The sequence below is a fragment of the Mesorhizobium sp. M7A.T.Ca.US.000.02.2.1 genome (assembly GCF_003996995.1).
Classification (GTDB): domain Bacteria; phylum Pseudomonadota; class Alphaproteobacteria; order Rhizobiales; family Rhizobiaceae; genus Mesorhizobium.
On sequence record NZ_RZTT01000015.1, the window covers coordinates 16,536 to 30,941 of the forward strand.

Genomic DNA, 14,406 nt, shown 5'->3' on the forward strand with positions numbered 1-14,406 from the left:
CGAGGCCTCGCCCTACATCGGGGACGACCAAACCTCTCCCCGTCAACGATCGAAAGACTGTCCATGCCTTCCACGAAAGCCGTCGACCTCGCCGCCCATCCGCTGACCGCGTGGCAAGGGCCGCTCGGCCTGCCCGATTTCACGCGCATTGGCGATGGCGACTTTTCCCCGGTCTTCGACGCGGCGCTGAAGGCGCACGAGGCCGAGATCGAGGCGATCGCCGGCAACAAGGATGCGCCGACCATCGAGAACACGCTTGCCGCGCTGGAACTCGGCGGCGAAGCGCTCGATCGCGTCTCGTCGATCTTCTGGTGTCGCGCCGGCGCCTACACCAATGAGACGATCCAGGCGCTGGAGCGCGACATCTCGCCGAAAATGTCCAGGCATTTCTCGGCGATTTCGATGAATGAGCGGCTGTTTGCCCGCATCGACGATCTCTACCAGCGCCGCGAGAGCCTGAAGCTCGACGCAGAGACCCTGCGGGTGCTGGAAAAGACCTGGAAGGGCTTCGTCCGTTCCGGCGCCAAGCTCGACGCCGACGGCAAGAAACGGCTGGCAAGCATCAGCGAGGAATTGTCCTCGCTCGGCACCAGCTTCGGCCAGAATGTACTGGCCGACGAGCGCGACTGGGCGCTGTTCCTCGATGAGGCCGACCTCACCGGCCTGCCGGATTTCGTGAAAAGCTCCATGGCCGAGGCCGCCGAAATGCGTGGCCAGAAGGGCCGCTACGCCGTCACCCTGTCGCGCTCGATCTACGAGCCGTTCTCGACCTTCTCTGAACGCCGCGATCTGCGCGAGATCGCCTTCCGCGCTTTCACCATGCGCGGCCAGAATGGCGGCGCCACCGACAACACGAATGTGGTGCGCGACATGCTGCGCCTGCGGGCCGAAAAGGCAAAGCTGCTCGGCTACGCCTCCTTCGCCGCGCTGAAGCTCGATGACACCATGGCCAAGACGCCGAAGGCCGTGCACGCGCTGCTCGATCCGGTGTGGGAAAAGGCGCTGGAGAAGGCAGCAAGCGACCAGATCGAATTGCAACGGCTGGCGACGGAGGCCGGCAGCAACGAAAAATTTGCTGCCTGGGACTGGCGTTTCTACCAGGAGAAACTGCGCGCGGAAAAATTCGCCTTCGACGAGGCGGAGCTGAAGCCCTATTTGCAGCTCGACCGCATCATCGACGCTTGCTTCGATGTGGCGACACGGCTGTTCGGCATCACCTTCGAGGAGAAGAAGGGCATCGCTGCCTGGCACCCCGACGCCCGCGTCTTCGTGGTGAAAAATGCCGACGGCAGCGAGCGCGGCCTGTTCCTCGCCGATTATTTCGCCCGGCCCTCGAAGCGCTCCGGCGCCTGGATGAGCGCGCTGCAGTCCGGCTACAGGCTCGGCCACGGTGCGAGCCCGGTGATCTACAACATCATGAACTTCGCCAAGCCGCCGGCCGGCGAGCCCGCGCTGCTGTCGGTCGACGAGGCGAAGACGCTGTTCCACGAGTTCGGCCACGCGCTGCACGGCATGCTGACCGACGTCACCTGGCCGTCGGTAGCCGGCACCTCGGTCAGCCGCGATTTCGTCGAACTGCCCTCGCAGCTCTACGAGCACTGGCTGACCGTGCCGGCGGTGCTGGAAAGACACGCGCTGCACGTCAAGACCGGCAAGCCGATGCCCAAGGCGCTGCTCGACAAGATGCTGGCCGCGCGGACTTTTGGCGCTGGCTTTGCAACAGTAGAGTTCACCGCATCCGCGCTGATGGACATGGCTTATCACGCACGGCCGGATGCGCCTGAAGTACCACTTCGTTTCGAAACCGAAACGCTTGCAGAGCTGCACATGCCGGACACCATAGCCATGCGTCACCGCACCCCGCATTTCGGCCACGTCTTCTCCGGCGACGGCTATTCGGCCGGCTATTATTCCTACATGTGGTCGGAAGTGCTCGATGCGGACGCTTTCGCCGCCTTCGAGGAGACCGGCGACCCCTTCAACCCGGCGCTCGCCGAACGGCTGCGCAAGAACATCTACGCCGCCGGCGGTTCGAAGGATCCGGAAGAACTCTACACCGCATTTCGCGGCAAGATGCCGTCGCCCGAAGCGATGATGGTGAAGCGGGGATTGGTGTAGCACCGGATAATCTCCCCCCTCGAGGGGGAGATGGCCGCGAAGCGGCCAGAGGGGGTCGGTTCGACCGGGCTCGGCCTGCTGCGGCAGAAGAAGGTTGGCGCATTATGTCAGGCGACCCCCTCTGTCGGCTTCAGCGACATCTCCCCCTCAAGGGGGGAGATTGCCAGCATCCTTCCAAGGATCCGTCACCCTTGGCCACACCGGCCGCGTCAGCTTCTTGTAATCGGTCACCGCCGGATTGCTGGGATACGAGCTCGGCGCCGAGACATAGATGATCTCGGCGGCGATCGGCTCGAAGCCGGCGTAGAAATGGTTGGTCGACTTGATCAGCAGCATGTCCTTGGCCATCGGATCGACGCCGATGTTGGAAAAGATATCCGGCTCGAAGGTCTGTGTGCGGTTGGTGTTGAGAATGATGTCGACCTCGGTGCCTTCGAGGCGGACCAGCGCCGTTGGCCCGAGCGTCACGCGGCTTGGCCCGAAACTCTGCCAGCCCTCCGCAACCGCCTTCAGCACGCGCACGCGCGCATCGATCGGCTCGCCGGCCTGCGGCCCGGCCTTGCCGCCGAAGCGCAGGTCGATAACGGCGCTCTCGCCCGCCGCCAGGCAGAAGGTGACCGCGATCGGGTCCCAGATCGTCGCCACGGCGAACCTGTCCAGGCCACGCGCCAGCATCTGGCGCAGCACGAAGGTGCCGTCGCCGGGAACGCCGCCGCCGGGATTGTCCCAGATATCGGCGATGACCACCGGCCTGCCCGGATTCTCGGCGCGCACGGCCAGCGCCCGGTCGATGCCGTCGGTGGCGCCCAGCATCGTCATCGCCGTCTTTTCCCGCAGCGCATAGAGTTCCCGCCCCAGCCGTTCCGCCAGCGCGTCACCCTTGGCCTTGTCATCGTCGGTGACGACCAGGATGCGTGTGCCCATCTCGGCCACGTCGGCCGCCATGAAGCCATGGATGACGGAGACCGACAGCACGCCGTCCTTGCCGTGCAGCGCCTTGATGCGGTCGACGAAGGACCGCATCGGCTCGCGGCTGGTCGGCAGCACCTGGATCATGCGGCAATCGAAGGTCGAGATGACCGGCTTGATCTCACCGCGCGCCGCTGCCAGGCCAAGCTCGACGACGTGTTCGCCGCGCTCGTAGAAATCGGTGTGCGGAAATTCGAGGAAGTAGGCGAGGATGTCGGAGGCCGCCACGCGCTTCGGTGTCAGATGGCTGTGCGGATCGAGTTCCACGGCGATCACCACCTCCGGCCCGACCATTGCGCGAACCCGTTCGAGCAGGTCGCCTTCGCAGTCGTCATAGCCTTGCGCCACCATGGCGCCATGCAGGCCGAGGATGACGGCATCGACCGGCAGCGCTGCCTTGAGCTGGCCAAGGATCTCGTCGCGCAGCGCCTCATAGGTCTGCCGTTGCACCAGGCCGCCCGGCTCCGCCCAGGTGGCGGTGCCCTCGATGACATCGAGGCCTTCGGCCGCTGCCCGCCGGCGCAGCGCCACCATCGGCGAGGAGCACAGCGTCGGCGTGTCCGGATGTTTGCCGGGCCCGGCATAGAAGGCCATCTCGAACGAGGCCCTATCGGTCGGCACCGGCGAGAAGGTGTTGGTTTCCGTCGCCAGCGAGGCGGTGAAAATGCGCATGAAAGCTCCGTCCGTGAATAGGCGTTATTTGACCGCCCCGAGCGCCAGCCCGCGAACGAGGTAGCGCTGCAGCCAGATGAACAGGATGGCCACCGGCAAGGTCGCCAGCAACGTCGCGGCCATGACGTGGTGCCATTCGATGGTGTAGCGGCCGGCGACCAGCGAAAACACCTGGATCGGCAGCGTATAGCTTTCCTGGCTGCGCAGCATGGTGAGCGCCACGACGAATTCGTTCCAGGCATTGATGAAGGTGAAGATCGCGGTCACCGCGATCGCCGGCAGGCAGAGCGGCAGGAACACCTTGCGCAAGGTCAGCCAGCGGCCGGCGCCCTCCATCCAGGCGGCTTCCTCGAGATCGCGCGGAATGGTGTCGAAATAGCTCTGCAGCATCCACACCGTGAAGGCTACGTTGAAGGCCATGTAGATGAAGCCGAGCGCCGTCGTGCTCTCGACCAAGCCCCAGGCCGCCATCAGCCGGAACAGGCCAAGCACCAGCACGATCGGCGAGATCATCTGCGAAATCAGCAGGAACTGGCGCAAGGCGCCGTAGCCGGCAAAGCGGAAGCGCGACATCGCATAGGCCGCCGGAACCGAGATCAGGATGGCGCCAACCGTGGCGATCACAGACACGTAGAGCGAATTGAGCAGCGCCTGGCCGAAGCCGGTCGCCACCCACATATCGGAAAAATTCGACCAGCGGAATTCGCTCGGCCACCAGGTCGGCGACAGCACTTCCTGCCTCGGCTTGACCGCGGTCAGGAACATCACCGCGAAGGGAAAGAGCGTCACCACGATCAGCGGCGCCAGCAGCAGCCAGGCGATGATGGAGCGTTTCAGCTTGCTCGTCATGTGCGTTGCTCCCGCATCGCCAGCCGCACATAGATCATGGTGAAGACCAGCAATATGGCGAACATCACCAGCGACACCGCCGATGCTTCGCCCAGCTTGCCGATGCGGAAGGCCAGCTTGTAGAGATGGGTGACCAGGATATCGGTCGAGTTGGCCGGGCCGCCCTGCGTCATCACCCAGATGATCGGGAAGGAATTGAAGACGTAGATGGTGTTGAGCACGATGGCGATGTTGATGAACGGTTTCAGGAGCGGAAAGGTGATTTCGCGGAACTGCTGCAGCGGCGTCGCCCCTTCGAGCGCCGCCGCCTCGTAGAGATCGTCCGGAATCGACGACAGCCCGCCGAGAAAGATCGTCGTCGTGAACGGCACCGTCACCAGGATACCGATCAGCACCTGCATCGGGAAAGCGGTCTCGGCGCTCGCCAGCCATTGGATGTTGTGATCGATGAGCCCGAGGCCGATCAGCGCCGAATTGAGCATGCCGCTTTCGCCGCTCAGCGCCCAGCGCCAGACCACCGCGGTCATGGTCAGCGATACCGCCCAGGGCAGCATGATGATGACGCGGGCGATGCCGCGGCCATAGAAATCGGTGTTGAGGATCATCGCCACCGGGATCGACAAGAGAAGCGCACCGCCGACCACCATCACCGTCCATTGGCCGGTGCGCCAGAGCGCGGCCGTGAAGTCGGGATCGGCAGCGAGTGCCGCGAAATTGGCGAAGTCGTTGAAGTCGCGAAGCTGGCCGAAGCGGCTGACCTCATGCGTCGAGATCTGGATCAGGTCCCAGACCGGCCAGAAGATGACCACCGCCGCCAGAAACAGGCTGGGCAAGGTCAGGAGATAGGGCAAGAAACGATTTTGCATCTGCTGGCCTGCAACCTCGGCGCGCTGGATCAGAAGGTTCTGCTTATGCGAATTTCGGATCCGCCGCACCGGGCCGGGAACCTAGGTGTGGCGCGCCCCGCCTGAGTCTGGGGCGCGCCACGGGCGCAGGGAGATACGCCCTATTTCTTCAGCACGGTGTTGGCCTTGGCGGCCGCGTCCTTCAAGCCCGCCTCAGGGTCGCCGCCGAGATAGATCTTCTGCATGGCGTCCGACGTGATCTGGGCGACTTCTTCCCAGCCCGGAATGACCGGCGCGAAGCGGGCGTCGGGCAGCAGCGCGGTGAACGCCGCCAGATCGGCATTGTTGACGTAGTAGTCCATCTTGGCCTCTTCCTTGTTCACCGGCAGGAAGCCTTCGCCTTGCGTGAACTTGGCGCGCTGTTCCGTGGTGAACAGGAAATCGAGCAGCTTCCAGGCTTCGTCCTTGTTCTTGGAGTTCTTGAACATGATGATGGAATCGGTCACGCCATAGGTGCCGCGCGCGCCGGTCGGGCCGGCGGGGATGGCTGCAACGCCGTATTTCAGGTTCGGCGCCTCGTCCTTGATCTGGTTGGACAGGAAGGGTGCGGTGATCATCATGCCGACCTTGCCCTGCTTGAACAGGTTCTGCACGTCTTCGCGGTTGTTGGAGGTGACGCCGGGTTCGGTCAGGCCTTCGTCGATCATCGACTTGTAGAGCTTGGCGGCCTCAAGCGCACCTGGCGTGCTCAGGCCCGAAGTGCCGTCCTTGTTGAGGATCTCGGTGCCCTGCGACCACATCGCATAATAGTAATAGACGTCGGTCTCGATCTCCTTGCCCTGCAGGCCGAAGCCGAACGTGCCCGACCCCAGCGCCTTGATCTTGCGCGCATCTTCCTGCAGCTCGGTCCAGGTTGCCGGCGGCTTGGCGATGCCGGCTTTCTCGAACAGCTCCTTGTTGTAGTACATGGCGCGGGCCGAGGCCGCGATCGGCAGGCCGTAGGTCTTGCCGTCCATGATCGAGGGCGACAGGAAGGTGTCGATGAAGCGATCCTTGAAGTCGGGCTTGATGTAGCCGTCGAGCGGCTCGGCGACATCCTGCTGGACGAAGTCGATCAGCCAGCGCGTGCCGATGATCGACAGATCGGCATTGGTGCCGGCGGTGATGTCGGTGGTCAGCTTCTGCAGCAGCACATCCCACGGCACCACTTCGAACTTGACTGATATGCCGGGGTTCGCCGCCTCGAATTCCTTCTTGACGTCGGCGAAATAGGGAGCAGTCTTGGCGCTGTACTCGGCCACGGTGACCCGCACCTCGCCCGCATCCGCCTGCGCCGCAATTGCCAGCATGCTCATTCCGGCCATCAGGCCGACAGTCCATTTTGCAAGGCTCATTTGATCTCTCCCATTGGTGTTGCGCCTGCGCGCCTCTCCGTGCCGGAGCAGAAGATTTATGTGACTTTCCTACATTATCGATGATTTGAAGGCTTGCAAGCGGATTATTGTGTTGCTTAATTACATTTACAGGCCTAGGCCTTATGCGATCTGTCAGAACTCCCGGAGGATGACGCACGGTGGTTTCGCAATCCGAGTTCGAGGGCAGGGCCGAGTTCGAAGGCAGGGCCGAGTTCGAGGGCAAGACCGTCGTGGTGACGGGGGCCGGCGGCGGTCTCGGCACGGCCATCGTGGCGCTGATGGCGCAAAGAGGCGCCAGGGTCGTCGGTTGCGATCAGTCAAGCGAGGCGCTGAACAGTCCGCACCTTGCCTCCCGCTATGTCTTCGATCTTCTCGACAAGGCATCGATAGCGACGGCGATCGGCGCGATCCTCGACCGGGATGGTGTGCCCGACATTCTCATCAACAATGCCGGCTGGACGCGTGCCGAGACGATTTCGGCGCTCGATCCCGACAGAATAGAGCAGGAACTCGATCTCAACCTGACTGGCGTGATGAATTTCGCCGACCCGCTGGTCAAGGCGATGGCTGGCCGCGGCTCGGGCAGCGTCGTCTTCATCTCCTCGGTCAACGCCATCGCGCATTTCGGCAATCCGGCCTATGCCGCCGCCAAGGCCGGCATCAACGCCTATGCCAAGGCGATCGCCGTCGAGCTCGGCCGCAGCGGCCTGCGCGCCAATGTCGTTTGCCCCGGATCGATCCGCACCGCCGCCTGGGACCACCGCCTTGCCAAGGATCCCGAAATCCTCGGCAAATTGCAGCGGCTCTATCCGCTCGGCCGCATCGTCAACGCCGCGGAAGTGGCGGAAGCCGTCGCCTTCCTTGCGTCCGATCGCGCATCGGGAATAACAGGCGTGGTGATGCCCGTGGACGCGGGACTGACCGCCGGCTGCCTGCCCTTCATCGACGACATCCTGGGAGCGTGACAATGACCGATGTCGAGTTTCGCGATCTGTCGAAATCCTTCGGCCAGCACAAGATCCTCGAGAACATCAGCCTCGATATCAAGAGCGGCGAGTTCGTCGTCCTCGTCGGCCCGTCCGGCTGCGGCAAGTCGACCTTGCTGCGCATGCTGGCCGGCCTGGAGACGATCACCTCCGGCGACCTGTTGATCGGCGGCGTGCGCGCCAACGCGCTGCCGCCACAGCAGCGCAACATCGCCATGGTGTTCCAGTCCTATGCGCTGTTTCCGCATCTGAAGGCAGCTGACAATATCGGCTTTGGCCCGAAGATCCGCGGCGAGACGCGCACGGTGATCGATGAGAAGGTCAAGAAGGCGTCCGGCGTCCTCAATCTCTTCTCCTATCTCGACCGCTATCCCCGCCAGCTGTCGGGCGGCCAGCGCCAGCGCGTCGCCATGGGCCGCGCCATCGTGCGCGAGCCGTCTGTGTTCCTGTTCGACGAGCCGCTGTCCAATCTCGACGCGCAATTGCGCGTGCAGATGCGCGTCGAGATCAAGGCGCTGCACCAGCGGCTGAAATCGACGATCGTCTACGTCACCCACGACCAGATCGAGGCCATGACGATGGCCGACCGCATCGTCGTGATGGACCGCGGCAGAATCCAGCAGGTCGGGGCGCCGCTGGAACTCTACGACAGGCCTGCCAACAAGTTCGTCGCCTCCTTCCTCGGCTCGCCGTCGATGAGCTTTGTGTCCGGTTCGCTCAAGACGGCGCTTGAGAAAACCTGGTTCGAATCGGCCGGTGGCGGGCGGCTTGCGCTTGCCGGCAAACAGGTGCCGGCGGACAGCGCGGTGGAGGCTGGCATCCGGCCCGAGCATTTTATCGTCGGCGAGGCTGTCGACGCGATGGCGATCAGGGTGGATGTCGTCGAGCCCACCGGCTCCGAAACACATGTCTATGGCGCTATCGGTGCTGATACGGTACGCGCTGTGTTCCGCGACAGGGTGCCGGTCAGGCCGGGAGACCTGCTGCCGGTCTCGGTCGACCCCGGCAACATCCATCTGTTCGACAAGGCAACGGGCCTGCCTCTATGAGAACAGCAGCATGAAGACGCCGGCCGACATCATCACGCGGCTGCAGCTGATGTCGCAGGACGGAACGAAGTCGGATCGCAAGCTGGCCGGCTTCGTGCTGGCAGACCTCGATTTCGTTTCCAAAGCGGCGATTTCGGAAATTGCCTTGCGCGTCGGTGTCAGCGAGCCGACGGTGACGCGGTTCTGCCGCAACCTCGGCTGCGAGGGCCTGCGCGACTTCAAATTCTATCTGGCGCAAGCCATCGCCATCGGCGGCCAGTATCTGTCGCCGGAGCCGTTGAGCCGCGATGCCCGCGAACAGCGCATCGCTTCCGCCATCACCGAAGCGGCGATATCGGCCATCCAGCGCGCCAGCGAAAACCTCGACATGACGACGCTGGTCGCCGTCGCCGCACGCATCGCTGTTTCCGGTAATGTGCTGTGCATCGGCTCCGGTGGCATTTCGTCCATGATGGCGACCGAAATGCAGAACCGGCTGTTCAGGCTTGGCGTGTCGGTGCTGGCGCAGATCGACGGACAATTGCAACGCATGTACGCCGCCGTTGCCACCCCCGACACCACGCTGATCGCCTTCTCCGTCTCCGGCTATGCCAGATCGGTCATCGATGCGGTGCAGGTCGCCCAGCAATATGGCGCCACCACGATCGCCATCACCCCGCCGGACTCCGCACTCGCCAAGGTCGCCGACACGGTCATCCATTTCCAGTCGCTCGAGGATGGCAATATCTACAAGCCGACATCGTCTCGCTATGCGCTGCTGTCGATCGTCGACATGATCGTCACCTCGGTCGCCGAGACGCGCGGACCAAGGGTTTTGGAGAATCTGCGCCGCATCAAGCAGAGCGTGAACACGTTGAAAGTCGACGATCCGCGTTTGCCATTGGGCGATTGAGCCCCTGCGGCCAAGGACATCAGGACTGGCGGCCGAGCGCCTCGATGCTTTTCGCCAATTTCGCCGGATCGCCTTCAATGCGCACGGTCTTCAACCGCGCGGTGCCGCCGGCGACAACCGAGACAGCGGACCCAGGCACGCCCAGAGCCTTGGCCAGCAGCTTTTCGAGCGCATGATTGGCGGCGCCGTTTTCCGGCACGGCGCGGACACGCGCTTTCAGATGGCTTCGCCCGTCCGCCGTGGTCTCGAAACCTTCGAGCCTGTCCAGCGCAGCCTTTGGCGTCAGCCGGACAAACAGCTCGGCGCCGTTTTCGCGAAGGCGAAACGGCGTGCTCATAAGGTCATCCTGCTCACAGGATCAGAGGCGCCACCGTGGTGAGCAGAAACTGCCGCAGGAAGAACAGGATCAGAAGCAGGATGATCGGCGAGATGTCGATGCCGCCAAGGTCCGGCATGAAGCGGCGGATAGGCCGCAACGCCGGCTCGGTCAGCCGGTAGAGCATGTTGCCGATGCTGCCGACGAACTGGTTCTTCGAATTGACGACGTTGAAGGCGTAGAGCCAGGAAAAGATCGCCGAGGCGATGATGATCCACCAGTAGAGGTCAAGCGCCATGACGATTGTTTGAATGAGGGCGAGCATGCCGGTCTCCAATTGTTGCCGACATGTAGCCATTGCACGCGAAACCGGCAAGGGCCGCCTTTCTGTGGAGCGCCAATACCGGCCCGGTCGGACTGTAGGGCATGTCGCCGACACCCCAACGAAGGCGCGAATACACAAAACCGGCAAGGGCCGCTTTCCGCCGGCGCCAGATCGACGCTTGACGGCACTGGATTTCGGCAAACCTCCGCCTTGACAGGAAACCGCGGCGCCCGATAAATGCGCCATCCGCTGGACGGGGCTGTAGCTCAGCTGGGAGAGCGCGTCGTTCGCAATGACGAGGTCAGGAGTTCGATCCTCCTCAGCTCCACCAGCGGAATAATTCTCCACGCTGCGCGCCAGATGCCCATCTCTGCGCCACATGCAGTCCGCGACGCTCGTCCCGGCTTGCCCCCGCGGTTGGCATTTGCTGTGCCAGCGCACCTTAAAAGGCCGCGCTACATCGCCTATTTCGCGATATCCGGCAAAACTTTTGTCAATTGGACTTATGGCGGAAGAGCTCGCTGATTGTTTCCGTTTTTTTTGGAAACCACCCCACTAAATTGACGTTACCAAATCAGTTTTTTCTGTGCGTTGTGACCAGGGCGTTTCGGCGGGGGCGACCGGAGACGCTATATCGATTTCAAGTCGAAATGAAAAATCCGCCTGCGGAAGCAAAGACGTGTCAATTCGCGACAATCTCGCTGCAAACCTTAGACGGCTGTGCAAGGACCATGCCTCCGTAAGTGCGGTATGCCGTGAGCTGCGCATCAATCGCACGCAGTTCGAACGCTATCTGCAAGGGCAGACCGTTCCCAACAAAGCTACCGCCAAGCTGATATGCGATTACTTTCGGATCGACGAAGCCGAACTGTACCAGGATCCCGGCGCACCCGAGCCGGCGATGCGTGGCCTGCCGCCGGTTTCCGAGAGCCTGTTCATCCAGATGATCCGCCCTCCCAGTCCTTCGATCGCAGGCGGCACCTATTTCACCTATTTCTCGATCCCGGGCCGCCTCGACCTCCTGATGCGCTCGGTGACCTTCGTGAGGCGCGAAGCCGAACTGGTCACCTTCCGAAGGGTCACCGGATGGTCGGAGCGCCGGGGATCGACCTGGGCACGAGCGCGCGGCAATCACTATGGCGTGGCGATCTCGCGGCTGAACTGGATCTATTTCAGCGGCATCAATCGCCGCCAGACCGGAGAGCCCTCGCTGATCTCCGTGCAATGGGCTCCCATCTCCGAACCGGTGCTGATGGGCAAGGCCATGCTTCTGACGGAGGCCGGCCCGGCATTCGTGTCCGTCATCATGCGGCGCGACATTGCCAACATCCACCCAAGGGATGCCATCAGCATGGCGCATGTCATCAATCTCGACGATCCGGGCGTCGATCAACTGGTTGTCAGCCTCACCCGGGACGGGTTGGGCTAACCCCTCGGATCGCCGTGTCTTACGCCAAATAAGAATAAGCGTACGCCGATTAAGCGTATGCCAACGATTGTCTACTCTGTATCTGAATAAAATCGATATTTTACACTTTAATACCAGGAAAGATAATCCACGGGTCCGCCTTAGGCTCGTGGTTTTACTATAATTTTAACAAACCATTAACTCTTCCGACCTTACCTTTCTTCACGCGGATCCCGTTCCGGGGGTCTTTCAACGGATCCCAAATTGGGGTCAGGAAAGGGATGAAAATGGCCAAGAAAGTGACCAATGCTCCGAAGCTGACGATTGCCGCCGGCACGCAGACCGTCTTCTTTTCGCAGGGCATGCACTACAACAAGCGCTGAAGCCGTTCTGCGCCGACGAGCGTCTTGCTTGTCGGCGCCTCGGCTCCGCAGATGGCAACCAGCTTCATGAAAATGCGCTCTTCGAAAACGCTTGTTTTCTACCCCGGACCGAACAAGGTCACGGCATGCAACTTCCTGACCAGAAGCGTGTTTGAATGCAGTCCTGAGATGGTCGGCCTGCTCGCTTCGTGGGACAAATGGGCATCGACGGCGGACATTGCCCGCGCCCATGGATGGTCGAAGTCCGAGTTGAAGGCTGTCGTTCCCCAGTTGCTCGATTTCTCCGCGCTGGTCACAGCCGGATCGCCTCTCGCCGAGCAGGAGGAACAGTTTTCAGGACAATGGAGTTGGGGGCTTCCGACGGCGCTGATGCATTTCTGCGTCCAGGACAGCGAATACATGACCATCGAGCAAGCGGAAGAGCGGCAGATAGAACGCGCCGGCCATACGCCGCAGCCGAACCTCATGCTCAAGAATTCCGCAGGCGCCATCCAGCTGCCGAATGCACTGGAAGACAATGAACTTCTCAGCTTGATGGCGCGGCGCCGCACCAACCGCACGGCGGCTCAGCCCACCATCACGGCCAAACAGCTTTCCGATTGCCTGTTCGCAGGGCTCGGCATCATCGGCGAGACCGCCAATTGCGTTGGCACCCTGCCGCTCGGCATGACCCCTTCAGGCGGCGCGCGAAATCCCTATGAGGCCTATGTGGTCGCGCTCGGCGTCGATGGCCTCGAACCCGGTGTCTATCACTATTCCGCCGCGGATCACGACCTTGGCAGGATTTCCGCAAACCATCTGCCGAAGATCTCCGAACTGGTCGGCGGACAGGAGTGGGCCGACGCCATGCCGTGCCTGGTCCTGCTTTGCGCCAAGCTCGATCGCACGATGTGGAAATATGAGGACGCCAATGCTTATCGTGTCGTGCTGATCGAGGCCGGCCATATCGGCCAGAACATCATGCTGGCAGCGACCAATCATGGCCTGTCGGCGTGTCCGACAGCCGCGCTCAGCCATTCCGCCATCAAGCGGCTGCTTGGTCTCGACAGTTTCACCGACGCACCGATCTATGCCTTGACCCTCTCGACGCCGGAAAGAGATCCGTCCACGGCGGGCCAGTCCATCAATTAGCCGACCAACTATGTGCATCACAGCCAGTAACGCGTTCCCCAGGGTATAACCAGAGACAGGAGCAGCACGTGCCAAATCAATCCTTACGCCAGTCGGAAATCGATAGCCTTCAATATATTTCGTCGATGACCAATGAGCTCGTGCAGATGGCCGAAGCAAGCCGTTTTCCGATGATCTCCTATCTGCTGGGCATGGCCTATGCAGAGGCCTTCGACGTTCTTCGCGGCGCACGGCCGGCCAGGCATGCGCAGCTCAGCGGCAACCCGCTGCACCCCAAGGCGCAGGCAAAGGACACTCGGGCAGCCCAGCCACGGAGAGCGTAGCGACATGCAATCGTCAGCCGCATGCGCGGTGGCCGGCTCGACCTCCCGGCCAAAGCGCTGGGAGACGCTGTGCGCGTTGCAAAGCCTGCTGCCGTTGCTGAAGAAGGCCGCGACGGACCTGCGCCGCGCCGACATGGTCTACTGGTTCGAGCAGGCCGACGCCGAGGTCGCCAACATCATCAGGGGCCACCCCTCCGATGCAACCGCAATCCCGGCCCTGATTGCATCCTGCCCGCAGGACCGGCATCCGGTCGCTCAAGCTTGATGCATGTCGCCCGCCAAAACGCGACGCGTTCATTGGCGCCGCTGAAAATGCTCTGATCACCAGTTTTCAATTTCAGACGGGAACCTATTGCGCGTCTGGAATGCCCAGGGGACCTGCACATGAACATGATAGCCAACATCAGAAGCGTCGATGCCAGGGAAAGCGTTTTCAGCCGGCTCGACGTCTTGATCGCCAGGCGGCCGCCATCGCCTGACGCCGCGCGGGTCGAGGCCCGCCAACTCGTCTCGATGGCGATTGCCGACAGCTGCCAGGCCGACAGTCTCTGGGGTACAGTGGACGCTTTCCACGCCCATTTCGACTTCATGATGCAGACCATCGAGATCAACGGCGCCGATGACCCGGGGCTCGGGCCCTTGCGCACGAAATGCCGTTTCTATCTCGAACAGGTCGAGGCCCTGAGCCTGTCACTGGCCTATTGACAGGCCGGCCCGAACAAATT

Annotated in this window: 15 protein-coding genes and 1 tRNA gene; 10 read left to right on the forward strand and 6 right to left on the reverse strand. The window is 62.3% G+C overall.

Annotated elements, in window-relative coordinates; all coding sequences use genetic code 11:
• Positions 1 to 63 precede the first annotated feature (63 nt).
• Complete coding sequence (locus EOD15_RS03015) at positions 64 to 2,118, forward strand: M3 family metallopeptidase (RefSeq protein WP_127320146.1); 2,055 nt, start codon at positions 64 to 66, stop codon at positions 2,116 to 2,118.
• Between the two features lie 147 nt (positions 2,119 to 2,265).
• Here the strand turns inward: EOD15_RS03015 and EOD15_RS03020 are convergent, their stop codons facing one another.
• From EOD15_RS03020 to EOD15_RS03035, 4 genes are all read right to left on the reverse strand, one after another.
• Positions 2,266 to 3,759 carry a M81 family metallopeptidase gene (locus tag EOD15_RS03020; RefSeq protein WP_127320148.1) on the reverse strand — a complete coding sequence of 498 codons (1,494 nt, stop codon included), beginning with the start codon at positions 3,757 to 3,759 and terminating at the stop codon, positions 2,266 to 2,268.
• 24 nt (positions 3,760 to 3,783) lie between these two features.
• Positions 3,784 to 4,608 carry a carbohydrate ABC transporter permease gene (locus tag EOD15_RS03025; protein ID WP_013528984.1) on the reverse strand — a complete coding sequence of 275 codons (825 nt, stop codon included), beginning with the start codon at positions 4,606 to 4,608 and terminating at the stop codon, positions 3,784 to 3,786.
• Entirely contained in the window at positions 4,605 to 5,474 is an 870-nt protein-coding gene (locus tag EOD15_RS03030) for a sugar ABC transporter permease (RefSeq protein ID WP_023811708.1), read from the reverse strand. The genes EOD15_RS03025 and EOD15_RS03030 overlap by 4 nt, the downstream gene beginning before the upstream one ends.
• Before the next feature lie 140 nt (positions 5,475 to 5,614).
• On the reverse strand, positions 5,615 to 6,847 hold the full coding sequence (locus EOD15_RS03035; RefSeq protein WP_127268520.1) for a sugar ABC transporter substrate-binding protein: 1,233 nt from the start codon (positions 6,845 to 6,847) through the stop codon (positions 5,615 to 5,617).
• Positions 6,848 to 7,026: 179 nt separating this feature from the next.
• Here EOD15_RS03035 and EOD15_RS03040 point away from each other — a divergent pair, with 179 nt between their 5' ends.
• From EOD15_RS03040 to EOD15_RS03050, 3 genes are read left to right on the forward strand one after another with little or no spacing between them, the layout of a single operon-like run.
• On the forward strand, positions 7,027 to 7,833 hold the full coding sequence (locus tag EOD15_RS03040) for an SDR family oxidoreductase (RefSeq protein ID WP_127320150.1): 807 nt from the start codon (positions 7,027 to 7,029) through the stop codon (positions 7,831 to 7,833).
• A 2-nt stretch (positions 7,834 to 7,835) separates the two neighbouring features.
• A complete protein-coding gene (ugpC, locus tag EOD15_RS03045; RefSeq protein WP_127329802.1) occupies positions 7,836 to 8,903 on the forward strand; it encodes a sn-glycerol-3-phosphate ABC transporter ATP-binding protein UgpC in 1,068 nt (355 codons plus the stop codon).
• Between the two features lie 10 nt (positions 8,904 to 8,913).
• Positions 8,914 to 9,795 (forward strand): MurR/RpiR family transcriptional regulator, encoded by an 882-nt coding sequence (locus EOD15_RS03050; RefSeq protein WP_127268067.1) that lies wholly within the window; start codon positions 8,914 to 8,916, stop codon positions 9,793 to 9,795.
• Positions 9,796 to 9,814: 19 nt separating this feature from the next.
• On the opposite strand, the gene EOD15_RS03055 is transcribed toward EOD15_RS03050, so the two are convergent.
• Together EOD15_RS03055 and EOD15_RS03060 are read right to left on the reverse strand one after the other, a co-directional pair.
• Positions 9,815 to 10,132, reverse strand: coding sequence for a DUF167 family protein (locus tag EOD15_RS03055; protein ID WP_127322139.1), 318 nt, complete (start codon positions 10,130 to 10,132; stop codon positions 9,815 to 9,817).
• A gap of 13 nt (positions 10,133 to 10,145) precedes the next feature.
• Positions 10,146 to 10,436 carry a YggT family protein gene (locus tag EOD15_RS03060; protein ID WP_023811703.1) on the reverse strand — a complete coding sequence of 97 codons (291 nt, stop codon included), beginning with the start codon at positions 10,434 to 10,436 and terminating at the stop codon, positions 10,146 to 10,148.
• Positions 10,437 to 10,691: 255 nt separating this feature from the next.
• Between EOD15_RS03060 and EOD15_RS03065 the strand changes: the two genes are divergently transcribed.
• The 6 genes from EOD15_RS03065 to EOD15_RS03095 all read left to right on the forward strand — a co-directional run bounded on the left by EOD15_RS03065 (position 10,692) and on the right by EOD15_RS03095 (position 14,386).
• A tRNA-Ala gene (locus EOD15_RS03065) sits at positions 10,692 to 10,767 on the forward strand.
• A gap of 348 nt (positions 10,768 to 11,115) precedes the next feature.
• A complete protein-coding gene (locus EOD15_RS03070) occupies positions 11,116 to 11,865 on the forward strand; it encodes a helix-turn-helix transcriptional regulator (protein WP_127322138.1) in 750 nt (249 codons plus the stop codon).
• A 428-nt stretch (positions 11,866 to 12,293) separates the two neighbouring features.
• Entirely contained in the window at positions 12,294 to 13,358 is a 1,065-nt protein-coding gene (locus EOD15_RS03080; protein WP_127268064.1) for a SagB/ThcOx family dehydrogenase, read from the forward strand.
• A 68-nt stretch (positions 13,359 to 13,426) separates the two neighbouring features.
• Positions 13,427 to 13,681, forward strand: a complete 255-nt coding sequence (locus EOD15_RS03085) for a hypothetical protein (RefSeq protein ID WP_127268063.1) — start codon at positions 13,427 to 13,429, stop codon at positions 13,679 to 13,681.
• Positions 13,682 to 13,685: 4 nt separating this feature from the next.
• Positions 13,686 to 13,946: a hypothetical protein gene (locus tag EOD15_RS03090; RefSeq protein WP_127322598.1), complete on the forward strand. Its 261-nt coding sequence runs from the start codon at positions 13,686 to 13,688 to the stop codon at positions 13,944 to 13,946.
• Between the two features lie 119 nt (positions 13,947 to 14,065).
• Positions 14,066 to 14,386, forward strand: a complete 321-nt coding sequence (locus EOD15_RS03095) for a hypothetical protein (RefSeq protein WP_127322597.1) — start codon at positions 14,066 to 14,068, stop codon at positions 14,384 to 14,386.
• The last annotated feature ends 20 nt before the right edge of the window (positions 14,387 to 14,406 follow it).

Excerpts from the sequence above, each read along its gene's own strand:
- EOD15_RS03025 (WP_013528984.1), bottom strand. The coding sequence starts at position 4,608 with ATGACGAGCAAGCTGAAACGCTCCATCATCGCCTGGCTGCTGCTGGCG.
- EOD15_RS03060 (WP_023811703.1), bottom strand. The coding sequence starts at position 10,436 with ATGCTCGCCCTCATTCAAACAATCGTCATGGCGCTTGACCTCTACTGG.
- ugpC (WP_127329802.1), top strand. The coding sequence starts at position 7,836 with ATGACCGATGTCGAGTTTCGCGATCTGTCGAAATCCTTCGGCCAGCAC.
- EOD15_RS03055 (WP_127322139.1), bottom strand. The coding sequence starts at position 10,132 with ATGAGCACGCCGTTTCGCCTTCGCGAAAACGGCGCCGAGCTGTTTGTC.
- EOD15_RS03030 (WP_023811708.1), bottom strand. The coding sequence starts at position 5,474 with ATGCAAAATCGTTTCTTGCCCTATCTCCTGACCTTGCCCAGCCTGTTT.
- EOD15_RS03020 (WP_127320148.1), bottom strand. The coding sequence starts at position 3,759 with ATGCGCATTTTCACCGCCTCGCTGGCGACGGAAACCAACACCTTCTCG.
- EOD15_RS03095 (WP_127322597.1), top strand. The coding sequence starts at position 14,066 with ATGAACATGATAGCCAACATCAGAAGCGTCGATGCCAGGGAAAGCGTT.
- EOD15_RS03035 (WP_127268520.1), bottom strand. The coding sequence starts at position 6,847 with ATGAGCCTTGCAAAATGGACTGTCGGCCTGATGGCCGGAATGAGCATG.
- EOD15_RS03050 (WP_127268067.1), top strand. The coding sequence starts at position 8,914 with ATGAAGACGCCGGCCGACATCATCACGCGGCTGCAGCTGATGTCGCAG.
- EOD15_RS03090 (WP_127322598.1), top strand. The coding sequence starts at position 13,686 with ATGCAATCGTCAGCCGCATGCGCGGTGGCCGGCTCGACCTCCCGGCCA.
- EOD15_RS03015 (WP_127320146.1), top strand. The coding sequence starts at position 64 with ATGCCTTCCACGAAAGCCGTCGACCTCGCCGCCCATCCGCTGACCGCG.
- EOD15_RS03080 (WP_127268064.1), top strand. The coding sequence starts at position 12,294 with ATGAAAATGCGCTCTTCGAAAACGCTTGTTTTCTACCCCGGACCGAAC.